14 protein-coding genes are annotated in these 13,435 nt (G+C 66.1%); 5 read left to right on the forward strand and 9 right to left on the reverse strand.

Annotated features, from left to right (window positions below):
* Position 1 precedes the first annotated feature (1 nt).
* From G6N77_RS02725 to serS, 3 genes are all read right to left on the reverse strand, one after another.
* Positions 2–652, reverse strand: coding sequence for a hypothetical protein (locus G6N77_RS02725; protein ID WP_165180449.1), 651 nt, complete (start codon positions 650–652; stop codon positions 2–4).
* The gene (locus G6N77_RS02730; protein WP_165180450.1) at positions 653–1,519 is read right to left on the reverse strand and encodes an HAD family hydrolase; all 867 of its coding nucleotides are present in this window, start codon (positions 1,517–1,519) and stop codon (positions 653–655) included.
* A 132-nt stretch (positions 1,520–1,651) separates the two neighbouring features.
* Entirely contained in the window at positions 1,652–2,929 is a 1,278-nt protein-coding gene (serS, locus tag G6N77_RS02735; RefSeq protein WP_165180451.1) for a serine--tRNA ligase, read from the reverse strand.
* A 51-nt stretch (positions 2,930–2,980) separates the two neighbouring features.
* Here serS and G6N77_RS02740 point away from each other — a divergent pair, with 51 nt between their 5' ends.
* Positions 2,981–4,048: a diacylglycerol/lipid kinase family protein gene (locus G6N77_RS02740; RefSeq protein ID WP_165180452.1), complete on the forward strand. Its 1,068-nt coding sequence runs from the start codon at positions 2,981–2,983 to the stop codon at positions 4,046–4,048.
* A 36-nt stretch (positions 4,049–4,084) separates the two neighbouring features.
* On the opposite strand, the gene G6N77_RS02745 is transcribed toward G6N77_RS02740, so the two are convergent.
* From G6N77_RS02745 to G6N77_RS02755, 3 genes are all read right to left on the reverse strand, one after another.
* A complete protein-coding gene (locus tag G6N77_RS02745) occupies positions 4,085–4,258 on the reverse strand; it encodes a hypothetical protein (protein WP_165180453.1) in 174 nt (57 codons plus the stop codon).
* 122 nt (positions 4,259–4,380) lie between these two features.
* A complete protein-coding gene (gene pheA / locus G6N77_RS02750; protein ID WP_165180454.1) occupies positions 4,381–5,325 on the reverse strand; it encodes a prephenate dehydratase in 945 nt (314 codons plus the stop codon).
* 30 nt (positions 5,326–5,355) lie between these two features.
* Entirely contained in the window at positions 5,356–5,682 is a 327-nt protein-coding gene (locus G6N77_RS02755; protein ID WP_165180500.1) for a rhodanese-like domain-containing protein, read from the reverse strand.
* 102 nt (positions 5,683–5,784) lie between these two features.
* On the opposite strand from G6N77_RS02755, the gene G6N77_RS02760 reads away from it, so the two are divergent.
* A complete protein-coding gene (locus tag G6N77_RS02760; RefSeq protein WP_262453874.1) occupies positions 5,785–7,263 on the forward strand; it encodes a peptide MFS transporter in 1,479 nt (492 codons plus the stop codon).
* A gap of 75 nt (positions 7,264–7,338) precedes the next feature.
* Here G6N77_RS02760 and G6N77_RS02765 read toward each other — a convergent pair whose 3' ends face one another.
* Positions 7,339–7,905, reverse strand: coding sequence for a DUF4190 domain-containing protein (locus G6N77_RS02765; RefSeq protein ID WP_165180236.1), 567 nt, complete (start codon positions 7,903–7,905; stop codon positions 7,339–7,341).
* 166 nt (positions 7,906–8,071) lie between these two features.
* On the opposite strand from G6N77_RS02765, the gene pgm reads away from it, so the two are divergent.
* Positions 8,072–9,715: a phosphoglucomutase (alpha-D-glucose-1,6-bisphosphate-dependent) gene (gene pgm, locus G6N77_RS02770; protein ID WP_165180456.1), complete on the forward strand. Its 1,644-nt coding sequence runs from the start codon at positions 8,072–8,074 to the stop codon at positions 9,713–9,715.
* Between the two features lie 27 nt (positions 9,716–9,742).
* Here the strand turns inward: pgm and G6N77_RS02775 are convergent, their stop codons facing one another.
* Positions 9,743–10,678, reverse strand: coding sequence for a cation diffusion facilitator family transporter (locus G6N77_RS02775; protein WP_165180457.1), 936 nt, complete (start codon positions 10,676–10,678; stop codon positions 9,743–9,745).
* A gap of 53 nt (positions 10,679–10,731) precedes the next feature.
* On the opposite strand from G6N77_RS02775, the gene G6N77_RS02780 reads away from it, so the two are divergent.
* Entirely contained in the window at positions 10,732–11,061 is a 330-nt protein-coding gene (locus G6N77_RS02780; protein WP_165180458.1) for an ArsR/SmtB family transcription factor, read from the forward strand.
* Here G6N77_RS02780 and G6N77_RS02785 read toward each other — a convergent pair.
* Positions 11,058–11,918 (reverse strand): class II glutamine amidotransferase, encoded by an 861-nt coding sequence (locus G6N77_RS02785; protein ID WP_165180459.1) that lies wholly within the window; start codon positions 11,916–11,918, stop codon positions 11,058–11,060. The genes G6N77_RS02780 and G6N77_RS02785 overlap by 4 nt on opposite strands.
* 128 nt (positions 11,919–12,046) lie before the next feature.
* Here G6N77_RS02785 and G6N77_RS02790 point away from each other — a divergent pair, with 128 nt between their 5' ends.
* Positions 12,047–13,351 carry a uracil-xanthine permease family protein gene (locus tag G6N77_RS02790; protein ID WP_165180460.1) on the forward strand — a complete coding sequence of 435 codons (1,305 nt, stop codon included), beginning with the start codon at positions 12,047–12,049 and terminating at the stop codon, positions 13,349–13,351.
* Positions 13,352–13,435 lie beyond the last annotated feature (84 nt).

Genomic DNA, 13,435 nt, shown 5'->3' on the forward strand with positions numbered 1-13,435 from the left:
GCTACGGGCTGTGGCTCTCCCACGCCCCGCACTGGGAGCTGTCCGGCTTCACCATCAACGATTCCAAGAAGGCCTGGTCATCGACGCCTCCCCCTTCGTCACGGTTGACGGCATTTCCATGACCCGCATTGAGGAAGAAGGCGTGCACTTCCGCGATTCCTCCAGCGACGGTGTCCTCAAGAACTCCACCATCGCCCACACGGGGCTGGTGAAGCCCGGCTACGGCGAGGCGGTCTACATTGGCTCGGCCAACTCCAACTGGAAGTGCTTTGGCAGCAGCAACGGCGTGGACGGCTCGGACCGCGTCCAGGTGCTCAACAACCACCTTGGGCCGTTCATTGCCGCAGAGCCGGTTGACATCAAGGAAGGCACCTACGACGGCGTGATTCGTGGGAACTTCTTCGACGGGCAGGGCATCACGGGCGAGAACTCCGGCGATTCCTGGATCGACGTCAAGTGCAACAACTACCTGATCGAGGGCAACACCGGCACCTTCGCACTGCCGGGCGTGTTTGCCAACGGCTACGAAATCCACACGCAGATCGCCGGGTGGGGCTGCGGAAACGTGTTCTCCTCCAACACCGTCACCAACGCCGTCAAGGGCCTGGCCAACGTCAAGGTCACGGCCCGCCCCATAAGCGGTGGCGGCCAACTACAGGAGGCTGCGCAGGACCGTGGCGGCGCCGTCGTCGTACACCGAGCCGGTGACCTCGTTGGCGGCGGCCCGCACGCCGGCGTCGGCCTGTCCCATGGCCACGCCTCGGCCGGCCCACCGGAGCATTTCAATGTCGTTGGAGCCGTCGCCGACGGCGACGGTCAGGGCGGGGTGGATGCCCAGCCGGGCCCGCAGCTTTTCCAGCGCCGTGGCCTTGGTTACCCCGTTTGCGGCGATGTCCAGCCAGGCGCTCCAGCCCACGGCGTAGGTGACGCCGTGCAGGCCCGCGGCCTCGATGGCGGCGGAGAAGTCCTCCATGCTGGCTTCGGCGCTGTTGACCACCACGCGGACGGCTTCGGCGTCGAGCAGGCGGGCAAAGTCAACTCCCTGGGCCTCGATGCCGAAGCTGGCGTCCTGAAAACGCGAAGTGGAGAGGAAGTTGCCGTTGGCGTCTTCCAGGGCAAAACGGGCACCGGGAACCTTGGCCCGGAGGGTGTTCAACGCTGCACGGGGGCTGAAGGTGACCCGTTCGGTGATCTCGTAGCCGCGCTCCAGGGACGGGTCCAGCCTGAGGGTGACCCCGCCGTTGGAGCAGACGGCAAAGCCGCGCTCCAGGCCGATCCTTTCCACGATGGGAAGCACCGCGCCCAGGGAGCGGCCCGTGGCCAAAATAACCTCGTTGCCCGCATCCACCACGGCCCGGGCGGCATTGCGGACGCCGCTGCTCATGTTGCCGTCGTGGTCCACCAGGGTGCCGTCGACATCCAGGGCCACCAGGTGGCGGTTGATTGCTGCTGCAGTTGCCGGGACTGCGATTTCCTGGTCATCGATGCCAGGGACGGCTGTATTTGCTGTCATTGTCATATCTCCAGTGAACCAGACGCCGCCTGCATAAGGCCAAGGCAGGAGCCCTTAAACCCATGAACGCCGGGTGAATACTCACAGCGAAGTGCACAGTGTGAGTATTAACCCGGCGTCCATCTTGGGCCGCGGGGACTACAGGACCGGGAACACTTCCATGCCGCCCAGGTACTTTTGCAACGCCACGGGGACATTGACGGAGCCGTCTGCATTCTGGTGGTGTTCCAGGATGGCGACGATCCAGCGCGTGGTGGCCAGCGTGCCGTTCAGGGTGGCCACGGCGCGGGTGCCGCCCTTGCCGCCGTCGTCCGCCGCCACACGCTCACGGATGTTCAGGCGGCGGGCCTGGTACGTGGTGCAGTTGGAGGTGGAGGTCAGCTCACGGTAGGCGTCCTGGGTGGGCACCCAGGCCTCACAGTCAAACTTGCGTGCGGCGGAGTTGCCGAGGTCGCCGGCGGCCGTGTCGATGACGCGGTACGGCAGTTCCACCTTGGCCAGCATTTCCTCTTCCCAGGCCAGCAGCCGCAGGTGTTCCTCTGCGGCCTTTTCCACCGTGGTGTAGACGAACATTTCCACCTTGTTGAACTGGTGGACCCGGATGATCCCGCGGGTGTCCTTGCCTGAGGCGCCAGCCTCCCGGCGGTAGCAGGAGGACCAGCCGGCGTAGCGCACCGGTTCGTCGACGTTGATGATCTCATCGGCGTGGTAGCCGGCCAGGGCCACCTCGGAAGTGCCCACCAGGTAAAGGTCGTCCTCGGCGAGGCGGTAGATTTCGGCGTCGTGCTTGACGTCGAAGCCTGTGCCGGCCATGGTTTCCGGGCGGACCAGGGTGGGGGTGATCATGGGGATGAAGCCGGCCTCGATGGCCTGGTCCATGGCCAGCTGCAGCAGCGCCATTTCCAGGCGCGCGCCAACACCCTTCAGGAAGTAGAAGCGCGAGCCGGAGACCTTGGCGCCGCGTTCCATGTCAATGGCGCCAATGAGCTCGCCAATTTCCAGGTGGTCGCGCGGGCTGAAGTCGGGGAATTCGCGCGGCGTGCCGACGGTCTTGACGGTGATGAAGTCGTCCTCGCCGCCTTCGGGCACGCCGTCCGAGACCAGGTTGGGCAGGGCCCGGACCAGGGCGTCCTGGGCCGCACCGGCGTCGTCGGCGGCTGTGGAGGCTGCCTTGACGGCGGCGGCCAGCTCTTTGACCTCGGCCAGGAGGGCCAGCTTTTCCTCGCCCTTGGCTGCGGCCACCTTCTTGCCGAAGGCCTTTTGCTCGGCACGCAGGGACTCAAAGCTGCTGATCGAGGACTTCCTGGCTGCATCCGCGGCGATGATTGAATCCACCACTGACGGCTCGGCCCCACGGGCGCGTTGGCTGGCGCGATATTTTTCGGGATTTTCGCTGAGGTCTCTGACATCGATCACGCCCTAAGCCTATCGAATCAATCCAAGTCGAACGGCTAAGGTTAGAGAATCATGCCTACCGAAGCCCTCGTCGCCATCATCGTGCTCATCATCGTGCTTGCTGTGGGATTCAGCTGGCTGGGTGTGCGCAAGCTCGCCCAAAAGCACACGCGCAGCGCGGTGGCCGAATCCCCCCACAAAATCCGCGCGGACGCGCAGAAGGTGGCGTTTATTTACAACCCCACCAAGATAGGTGCCGACGCAGCCAAGACCCTGCTGCTGCGCTCCACCAGCCTGGCGGGCTGGCCGGAGCCCATCTTCCTGGAGACAACGGCGGAGGACCCGGGGGTCGCCATGGCGGGCCAGGCGCTGGAGGCGAAGGCCGACGTCGTTATTGTGGGCGGCGGCGACGGCACAGTGCGCGCTGTGGGCCAGGCCCTGCGGCACACCGAAGTTCCCTTGGGCATCATCCCGCTGGGCACGGGCAACCTGCTGGCCCGCAACCTGGAACTGGACGTCAACGACATTGCCGGCAATGTCCAGGTGGCCCTGTTCGGACACCAAAGGCACATCGACGCCGGCCTCATGGAGCTGGAGAACGAAGTCACCGGGGCGGTGTCAAAGAAGTCGTTCATGGTGATTGCCGGGCTGGGCATGGACGCCGAAGTCATGAACGACACCAATTCCAAGCTGAAGGAGTCCGTGGGCTGGCTGGCCTACAGCGAGGCCGGCCTGCGCCACATGGCGGGCCGGCGCAAAAAGGTCAGCATTGCCCTGGACGACCAGCCGGCCCAGCAGCGCAAGGTCCGCTCGGTGCTGTTTGCCAACTGCGGGCTGCTGCCGGGAGGCATCGACTTTGTCCCCAATGCCCTGATCGACGACGGCGTGCTGGACGTGGTGGTCATCAGCCCGCGCAGCGCCCTCGGCTGGATGGCAATGGTCGGCAAGGTGGTCTTCCAGCACAATAACCGCCTGCCTGTCATTGACTTTTACCGCTCCCAGCAGCTGGTCATCCGGACCGTGATGCCCGTGGAGACACAGGTCGACGGCGACCCGTCGGGCACGGCCACCGTGGTCAAGGTCAGTGTTGAGCACAAGGCCGTGCTGGTGCGCGTGGCGGCCCCCAACACGCCCGCGTAGCACTTTCCGGCTGTTGCGGTTCGAACAGCCGCGGAGCTAGTCGGTTTCGGGGCGAAGCGACTGCTCCTTGATCAGGCGTTCTTCCTCGTCAAAGCGCAGCTCATTGGCGTCGTCGCCCTCGTCGCCCACCGAGGTGTCCCGGCCCTCGATAGTGCCCGGGTTGACAATGGTGCCTTCCTCGCTGCTGTCCTTGGTTCCTGGAGAAACCATTGTGAGCCACCCCTTCCCTGACATGGGTGGCAACGCAGTGGTTTCCACCCGACCCGCGCAAACTCCTTGCGCAGATATGCAAAGCATAGGCTTGCCCGGCACTTCCTGAAAGGGGGCGGCCCCTACCTGCCCAGCAGCGCCTTGACCCAGGCGTCGGCCTCCGCGAACGCCTGGTCCGCATTGTAGGGGTGGACCACCGGCGGCTGTTGGTCCGCCCGCGGATACGAACCCAGAAATGACAGGCCCGGGCTCACCCGGTGCAGGCCGCGGAGGGCGTCGGCCACGCGGGCATCCCCGATATGGCCGTCCACGTCCACGCTGAAGGAGTAGTGGCCCAGGAACTGGCCCGTGGGGCGTGACTCGATGCGGCTGAGGTTCACGCCGCGGCTGGCAAACTGCTCCAGGATCTCCATCAGGGCGCCGGGGCGGTCCTCCGGCAGCGGAATTGACAGCGTGGTCTTGTCTGCTCCCGTTGGTGCCGGGAGCAGGCCGGGCCGGCCCACCAGGACAAAGCGGGTCACTGCCCCGATGTTGTCCTCAATGCCAGACGCCAGCACGGCCAGCCCGGTCCGCTCCGCCACCAGGGACGCGCAAACGGCTGCCTGGTAGGCCGGGCGGTCCTCCAGCAGGCCGTACGCGGCGGCCGCCGTCGAATTGCTTGGCACGTGCACGGCGTCGGGCAGGTTCGCTTGGAACCAGTCGCGGGTCTGGGCCCACGCGTGCGGGTGCGTGCCCACATGCGTCACGTCAGCCAGGGACACGCCAGGCCGGGCCACCAGGACAAAGCTGACCGGCACCACTGCCTCGGCCAGGATCCGCAGTTCGTCCCCTCCGGAAATGGCATCCAGGGTGGCCGGAACGCCGCCTTCAATGGAGTTTTCAATGGGCAGCATGGCCGCCAGCGCCTCGCCGGCGCGTACCTTCGCCAGGGCGGCGGCAGTGTTGGTGGACGGGATGCGCGGCGCCGCGGCCGCGCCGGGAACCTGCAGCAGGGCCGACTCCGTAAACGTCCCCTCCGGGCCCAGGTAGGTGTAGGGCAGGGTGGATGGGCCGGGCGCGGAAGTCATGGGGTGCCTGTCAGGTGGAAGGGATGTGGTTTACAGGACGCGCGGGGTTTCGCCGTTGTCGGAGACCATGGGCTTGCCAGCCTCAAGCCAGGCACCCATGCCGCCCACCACGTTGAACGCCGTGTAGCCGTTCTGGGTCAACCAATTCGTGGCGCGGAAGGAACGTCCGCCGGTGCGGCAGATGACGTTCAGGTCCACGTCCGGGTCCAGGCTGTCCAGGCGCTCCGGGAGCTGCTCCAGGGGGATGTGGAGGGCGCCGTCAATGTGCCCGGCCTCCCACTCGTAGTCTTCACGGACATCCAATATCACGGCGCCGCCAGCCAATTCCTCCACCGTGACGTTCATGATGTCTGACATGGTCATTTCTCCTGCTTAAAAGGGGTGCAATCCTGTTAAGCGTATCGCCCGGCGGCCCGCCCCAATGTGACGTCCCACGTCATAAATGCAAAAATTGATCAAGTGAGCTTATACAAAAGCCCTGCCGCCGAGGCTGAGGCAACCCCCGACCACCGCGACACATCGTTCTTCGGACAGCCGAAAATGCTGCTCAACCTCTTCAGTGTTGAGCTGTGGGAACGGTTCTCCTTCTACGGCATGCAGGGCATCCTGGCCTATTACATGTACTACTCCGTCACCAAGGGCGGGCTCGGAATTGCCGAAGGCACCGCCCTGGGCATTGTGGGTGCCTACGGCGGCGGCGTGTACCTGTCCACGATCCTGGGAGCCTGGGTGGCGGACCGCCTGCTCGGCTCCGAAAAGGTGCTCTTCTACAGCGCCATCCTGATCATGGCCGGCCACCTTTCCCTGGCCCTGCTGCCCGGCGCGGCGGGCCTGGCCACCGGCCTGATCCTGATAGGCGTGGGCTCCGGCGGGCTCAAGGCAAACGCAACCTCGCTGGTGGGCACCCTGTACTCCTCGGGCGACGGCCGCCGTGACGCCGGCTTCTCCATCTTCTACATGGGCATCAACATTGGCGGCCTGGTGGGCCCACTTGTCACCGGGTGGCTGCAGGTCACGTGGGGCTTCCACCTCGGCTTCGCAGCCGCAGCCGTCGGCATGGCACTGGGCCTGCTCCAGTACGGCCTGACCCGCAAAAACCTGCCCGAATCGGCGCACCAGGTGCCAAACCCGCTGCCAGCCAAGGACTACCGCAAGGTGGGCGCCCTGGCGGGTGCCGCCGTCGTACTCATCATTGCAGCCGTGGCCCTGGGTCTGATCACCGCCGAAAACCTGAAGTGGGTCATTGTGGCGGTGGTGGTGCTGGCCGCGGTGGCGTACTTTGCCGTGATCCTGGCCAACAAAACCGTGACCGGCCCCGAGCGCAGCCGCGTGTATTCCTTCATCCCGCTGTTCATTGCCAGTGCCGTGTTTTGGTCGCTGTTCCAGCAGCAGTTCACGGTGGTGGCGCTGTACGCGGACAAGCGCCTGGACCGCACCGTGCTGGGCTGGGAGATGCCCGCCAGCTGGGTGGGCTCGATCAACCCGGTGTTCATCATTGTCTTTGCCGGCGTGTTTGCCGCGCTGTGGACCAAATGGGGCAACCGCCAGCCCGGCACGCCCGTGAAGTTCGCCGTGTCGCTCATGGTGATGGGCGCCGCCTACCTGGCGTTCATCCCGTTTGCGGGCATGGCCGCGGTGCCCATGCTGGCCATTGTCTTCATTCTGCTGCTCTTCACGGTGGCAGAACTGCTGCTCTCCCCCGTGGGCCTGTCGCTGGCCACCAAGCTGGCGCCCGCCGCGTTCCAGACGCAGATGGTGGCGCTGTTCTTCCTCTCCGTCTCGCTCGGCACGGCCATGTCCGGCGTGCTCGCCCAGTGGTACGACCCCTCCAACGAGTCCCCGTACTTCCTGGTGATCGGGCTCGTGGCCATTGGCTTCGGCGCGCTGCTGCTCCTCGCGGCGAAGCCCATCAAAAGGCTCATGGCCGGGGTGCTGTAGCGCTTCTTTAAGCACGACGGCGGCCCCCGGGTTTGGGGGCCGCCGCGGTGTTTTGCTGTGCTTGGGTTTGCCGGCTCAGAGGCCCGAAACCACCGAGGACCACTCGCTGCTGCTGGCGTTCGGATCGTAGCTCAGGGACGACGCCAGGAAGACCAGGAAGGCATAGATCCCCACGTAGATCACCAGCGCCAGGTAGTTGGTGATCAGGCCCGTGATGGAGAACGGCTTGCCTTGCGGGCTTTCCTTCTTCATGCCGATGTGGCCCAGCACGATGCCCACGATTTGCGGAACTATCAACCAGCCGGCAATGAAGAGCGACACCAGGCCGATGATCATGCTGGACAGGCTCAGCCCGCGCGGGCCGCTGGTGGCGTCAATGTAGCCGGGGCCGCCCTGGTAAAACGTGGCCGGGGCAAACTGAGGCTGCTGGAACTGCCCGGCGGGCCCGCCGTACGGGTTCTGGCCGTACTGCGGTTGCCCGTAGGGGTTCTGGCCGTAGGGCGGCTGGCCGTAGGGATTGTCCGACGGCGGCGTGTAGGGCACGTCCGACTGCGGCGGGCCGGGCGGGGCCGTATACCCGGGGGGCGTGTAGCCCGGAGGCGTTCCGGGATATTGCTGCGGCTGATCCGGCTGGTTGGACACGGGTGGCTCCTGCTGGGTGCGGCCCGGTGCGGGGCCAAGTGAATGGGGGAAACTTGGCTTCCATCGTAGTCCAGCATTTGGTCCGCCCCGGCATGCCTGGGCCCAAAAGGGTCCACACTGTGACAAATGCGTGCGAACGGCGGCACTGCTCTGTCATGCTGGGACCATGGCTAGCCGCGCGGGCACTGTTGCCCTTCCCCAGGACCTTGTTGACCTCACAGCGTTGATGGACGCCTACTATGACCTGTCCCCGGACCTCTCCGATCCGGCGCAGCGGGTGGCCTTCGGCACCTCAGGCCACCGCGGTTCCTCACTGAAAACATCCTTCAACGAAGGCCACATTGCGGCCATCACGCAGGCCATCATTGAATACCGCAACGGGCAGGGCTTCACCGGTCCCCTGTTCATGGGCAAGGACACCCACGCCCTGAGCGAGCCGGCGCAAAACACGGCCCTGGAGGTCCTGGCGGGCAACGGCGTCGAGGTTTTGATCGATGCACGCCACGGCTTCACACCCACCCCAGCCGTGTCCCACGCCATCCTCACGTACAACTTGGGGCGCACCGAGGGAGTTGCTGACGGCATTGTGGTCACGCCCTCCCACAACCCGCCCACCGACGGCGGCTTCAAGTACAACCCCCCGCACGGCGGCCCGGCCGATTCCGACGCCACCGGGTGGATCGCCAACCGTGCCAACGCCCTGCTCGAGGACGGGCTGCGGGGGGTGCGCCGCGTGCCGCTCGCCGACGCCCTGAACGCGTCCACCACGGGCAAGTTCGACTTCCTCTCCAGCTACGTCGACGACCTCCCCTCCGTCCTGGACCTGGACGCCGTCCGCGCAGCGGGCGTGCGCATCGGCGCCGACCCCATGGGCGGGGCATCCGTGGACTACTGGGGCGAGATCGGCGAGCGCCACCACCTTGACCTGACTGTGGTCAACCCCACCGTGGACCCGCAGTGGGCGTTCATGACCCTGGACTGGGATGAGAAGATCCGCATGGACTGCTCCTCCCCGTTTGCCATGGCATCCCTGATCAACAAGCTCTCCGCCGGGGCACCCTTCGACATTGCCACCGGGAACGACGCCGACGCCGACCGGCACGGCATTGTCACCCCCGACGCCGGACTGATGAACCCGAACCACTACCTGGCAGTGGCCATCCAGTACCTGTACACGCACCGCCCGCAGTGGCCTGCCGGGGCCGGTGTGGGCAAGACCTTGGTGTCCTCCTCCATCATTGACAGGGTGGCCGCCGATCTGGGCCGCAAGCTCGTGGAGGTTCCCGTGGGCTTCAAGTGGTTTGTCCCCGGCCTGCTCTCCGGCGAGGGCGTGTTTGGCGGCGAGGAATCCGCCGGCGCCTCCTTTGTCAAGAGGGACGGCTCAGTCTGGACCACGGACAAGGACGGGATCTTGCTGGCGCTGCTGGCCTCGGAAATCACGGCAGTCACCGGCAAGTCACCCTCGGCGCACTATGCCGCGCTGACTGACCGTTTTGGGGCGCCGGCCTACGCGCGGATCGACGCCGCAGCCACCCGGGAGCAGAAGGCCGCGCTGGGCAAGCTGTCCGCCGCCGACGTCAAGGCCACCACCCTGGCGGGCGAGGACATCACGGCGAAGCTGACGGAGGCGCCCGGCAACGGCGCGGCCATCGGCGGGCTGAAGGTCACCACCGACAGCGCCTGGTTCGCGGCACGCCCTTCCGGCACCGAGGACGTCTACAAGATCTACGCCGAATCGTTCAAGGGAGCCGAGCACCTGGCCCAGGTCCAGGCGGAGGCGAAGGCCCTGGTCGACGGCGTCATCTCCTAACGACAGGCACAAGCCGCCGCACACCCGTCAGTGATGGGCGCCGAGCTCGTGTTCGGCGTGCCCCACGGGCTCTAGCTGGAACGTGGAGTGCTCGATGCTGATTGAGAAGTGGCCTGCCACGCACGTCTGGAGCTGGTCCAACATGGCGGGGGCGTGGCCGTCGTGGAAGCATTCTTCATCCACCACGACGTGCGCGGAAAGGATCGGCAGGCCGGTGGCGATCTGGCTGGCGTGCAGGTCATGGACGGCACGGACGTGGTCGATTTCCATGATGTGGGCGCGGACTTTGTCCAGGTCAAGCCCGGCGGGGGTTGATTCGAGCAGCACGCCAACGGTTTCCAGCAGCAGTTTCACGGTGCGCGGGAGGATGAGCGCACCGATCAGCATGGCCACGACGGCGTCGGCCTGCATCCAGCCCGTGGTGGAAATGACCACGGCCGCCACAATGACGGCCACCGAGCCGAGCGCGTCATTCATGACCTCCAGGAACGCGGCCCGCATGTTGAAGTTCTTGCTGCGCCCGCCCATCAGCACCACCAGGGAAATGACGTTGCCGGCCAGGCCGATGGCGCCAAACCAGATCATCTCCCCGGAGGCAATGTCAGCGGGATGGAACAGCCGCTGCACGCCTTCCACCAAGACCACCAGGCCGACGGCGAGCAGCACCGCAGCCTGCGCGGTTGCGGCCAGCACCTCGGCGCGGGCAAAGCCCCAGGTGCGCCGGTTGGTCGAGGGCCGGGCCATGAGCCGGGCCGCGAGCAGCGCCATGGCCAGTCCGCCGGCATCGGTGAGGACGTGGGCGGAGTCAAAGAGCAGGGCCAGGGAGCCGGTCAGCAGCGCGCCGATGACCTGGAGGACAAAAACGGCCAGCGTTACGCCGAGGGCTGTCAGCAGGCGGCCCTGATGGGTCTCCCCCGGGGCGCCGCCATGCGAATGGCCGTGGGAATGATCGTGTCCTGACATGCCTCAATAGTACATCCATTGCTGAATCCATCAAAGGGTGTACCATATTGAGAATGAAGCCCATTAGCAATGCTGCGGTGCTGGCCCGGTTTGGCTACGCCATCTCAGACCCCACCCGGGCGCAAATCCTCATGGAGCTGGCACAGGCGCCCAGCTATCCGGCGTCGTTGGCGGACAAACTGGGGGTCTCGCGCCAAAGCATCTCCAACCACTTGTCCTGCCTGCGTGACTGCGGGCTCGCCGTGGCGGTGGCGGAGGGGCGCCGCTCACGCTACGAACTGGCCCACCCCGCCCTGTCCCACGCGCTCAACGACCTGCTCGGCGTGGTTTTGCAGGTTGAGCCCGGCCACCACGCGAATGGTGCAGGGGGCCGCCCGGTCTAGAGAGCAGCGCCCGCAGGCGGCTGGGGATCGCCCAGCACCAGGCGGCGTGCCGGCTCGGGTGGCAGCGGCCGGCTGCACTTCAGGTTCAAGCCGTCGTCAACATGGAGCAGCTCGCCCGGTTCCAGCATCCGCCAGCCGGGATCGCCGTCCATGGGTTCCGTGGCCACCACCACCGACCGTTTCCCGGCCAAATCCTGGCTGTGACCGTGAATGCGGGCGGAGTCGACCGCCAGCGGCCGGCCGTCCGCGTGCCCTCCCGGCTGGCGTTCCAGGACGTGGAGTTCGTGGGTTTCCGGATACCGCAGGGCCCACAGCTCCGTGGCCGTGGACATGACCAGGTTGAGGCTGTAAACCGGCAAGTTGCCGGCAATCCAGCCGACTGCCGCAGTGATTCCTGCCGCCACGTCGCCGCCGTTCCTTCTGGTTTCCAGCGTGACCAGGGCAAACATCCGCTCGCTGTCCGTTTGCCCGCGGACCAGGCCCGCGCCGCCCAAGCCGGCCAACCGCGCGTCGAGCTTGTCCAGCTCGCCAAAGGCGCCGTTGTGCGCAAAGATGCGCCCGTCCTGTTCGAACGGGTGGGTGTTGGCCTCCGTGTGGGCGCCCGTGGTGGCGTACCTGACGTGGGCCACGAACGTGGTGCTTTCCAGTTCACGGGCCGCGGTGGCAAATGCCGCGTCCTCGTAGGCGGCGATGGCCTGTTTTGAAATTGCCGGCTGGCCGCCCGCCGTGAAAATGCCGATACCGGTGCCGTCGGGCTCGCGGCGGCTCTGTTCGGAGAGGCTGTCCGGGGCCTTGAGCAGCCAGAATGTCGCCTTGACCGGATCAGCTCCGGCATGCAGTCCAAAGAGCCTACACATACCGTGATCCTAGTCGCGAAGCGCGGAAATGGGTGGTTGGCGGCCCTCCCGACGCGGCCGGGGCGCCCATGCCGATATTCTTATCCGTGGCCGCACACAGTTGAAGCAGCGCACGGAAGAGGCACGCAATGAGTTTGTTGGGCACCAAATGGACCGTCCACGGGGATGGCAGGACCATCAAGCCAGGCCAGGTTGTTTCACCGGATGAGAGGCTGAGCTGGCCGCGGACCGTCGGGATCGGCCTCCAGCACGTGGTGGCCATGTTCGGCGCCACGTTCCTGGTGCCCCTGCTGACCCACATGCCCCCGGCCACCACCTTGTTCTTCTCCGGCATCGGCACCCTTTTCTTCCTGGTCCTCACCCGGGGCCGCGTACCCAGCTACCTGGGCTCCAGTTTTGCCTTCATTGCCCCGATTCTGGCCTCGCAGCAGCAGTTTGGCGTGGCCGGGGCGCTGGGCGGGGTTGTGGTGGCGGGCGTAACGCTGGCCGTGCTGGGCCTGGTGGTGCAGAAATTTGGCGCCACCTGGATCAACCGCCTCATGCCGGCGCCGGTCACCGGCACCATCGTGGCGTTGATCGGGCTGAACCTGGCACCGTCCGCGAAGTCCAACTTTGAAAAGGCGCCCGTCACGGCCATCACCACCTTGCTGGTCATCATCCTGGTCAGCGTGCTGTTCCGCGGAATCCTGGGCCGGCTGGCCATTTTGGTGGGCGTGGTGGCCGGCTACCTGGTGGCCGTGCTGCGCGGCGAGGTGGACTTCTCCAAGCTCCACGAGGCCGCGTGGATCGGCCTGCCGCACTTCCAGACGCCCGTGTTCCACTTTGCCGTCCTGGGCCTGTTCATCCCCGTGGTGCTGGTCCTGGTGGCCGAAAACATTGGCCATGTGAAGTCCGTGGCCCTGATGACGGGAGAGGACCTGGATCCCTATGCGGGCCGCGCCATCATAGCCGACGGCGTTGCCACCACCCTGGCCGGCCTGGGCGGCGGCTCCGGCACCACCACCTATGCCGAAAACATCGGCGTCATGGCGGCCACCAAGGTGTATTCCACGGCCGCGTACTACGTGGCCGGTGCGGCAGCCCTGCTGCTCAGCTTTTCCCCGAAGTTTGGCGAATTGATCGCCACGGTGCCGGTGGGCGTGCTGGGCGGTGCCGCCACGCTGCTGTACGGCATGATCGGCGTCCTGGGCGTGCGCATCTGGGTGCAGAACAAGGTGGACTTTTCCAACAACATCAACCTGACTACGGCCGCCGTCGCACTCATCATTGGCGTGGCCGACTTCACGTGGAATGCCGGCCAGCTCCAGTTTGCGGGCATTGCCCTCGGCACCGGGGCCGCCCTGGCCGTCTACCACTCCATGCATGCGCTGGCGAAGTGGCGCGGCACGGCGGGCGACCCCCTCGAGCCCGAAAAGGAACCCGCGCCACACTGACCCCCGCCCCGTTGACATTGGAGATAACCACCGCGGAGCTGCCCCGGGGAGGTGGTTATCTCCAACTTCGACGGGGGCTAGATG

The organism is Arthrobacter silviterrae, assembly GCF_011045165.1.
Classification (GTDB): Bacteria; Actinomycetota; Actinomycetes; order Actinomycetales; family Micrococcaceae; genus Specibacter; species Specibacter silviterrae.

What these genes read in the sequence shown, in the direction of transcription:
- G6N77_RS02730 (WP_165180450.1), bottom strand. Translation starts at nt 1,519, where the DNA reads ATGACAATGACAGCAAATACAGCCGTCCCTGGCATCGATGACCAGGAA.
- G6N77_RS02740 (WP_165180452.1), top strand. Translation starts at nt 2,981, where the DNA reads ATGCCTACCGAAGCCCTCGTCGCCATCATCGTGCTCATCATCGTGCTT.
- G6N77_RS02745 (WP_165180453.1), bottom strand. Translation starts at nt 4,258, where the DNA reads ATGGTTTCTCCAGGAACCAAGGACAGCAGCGAGGAAGGCACCATTGTC.
- pheA (WP_165180454.1), bottom strand. Translation starts at nt 5,325, where the DNA reads ATGACTTCCGCGCCCGGCCCATCCACCCTGCCCTACACCTACCTGGGC.
- G6N77_RS02755 (WP_165180500.1), bottom strand. Translation starts at nt 5,682, where the DNA reads ATGTCAGACATCATGAACGTCACGGTGGAGGAATTGGCTGGCGGCGCC.
- pgm (WP_165180456.1), top strand. Translation starts at nt 8,072, where the DNA reads ATGGCTAGCCGCGCGGGCACTGTTGCCCTTCCCCAGGACCTTGTTGAC.
- G6N77_RS02775 (WP_165180457.1), bottom strand. Translation starts at nt 10,678, where the DNA reads ATGTCAGGACACGATCATTCCCACGGCCATTCGCATGGCGGCGCCCCG.
- G6N77_RS02780 (WP_165180458.1), top strand. Translation starts at nt 10,732, where the DNA reads ATGAAGCCCATTAGCAATGCTGCGGTGCTGGCCCGGTTTGGCTACGCC.
- G6N77_RS02785 (WP_165180459.1), bottom strand. Translation starts at nt 11,918, where the DNA reads ATGTGTAGGCTCTTTGGACTGCATGCCGGAGCTGATCCGGTCAAGGCG.
- G6N77_RS02790 (WP_165180460.1), top strand. Translation starts at nt 12,047, where the DNA reads ATGAGTTTGTTGGGCACCAAATGGACCGTCCACGGGGATGGCAGGACC.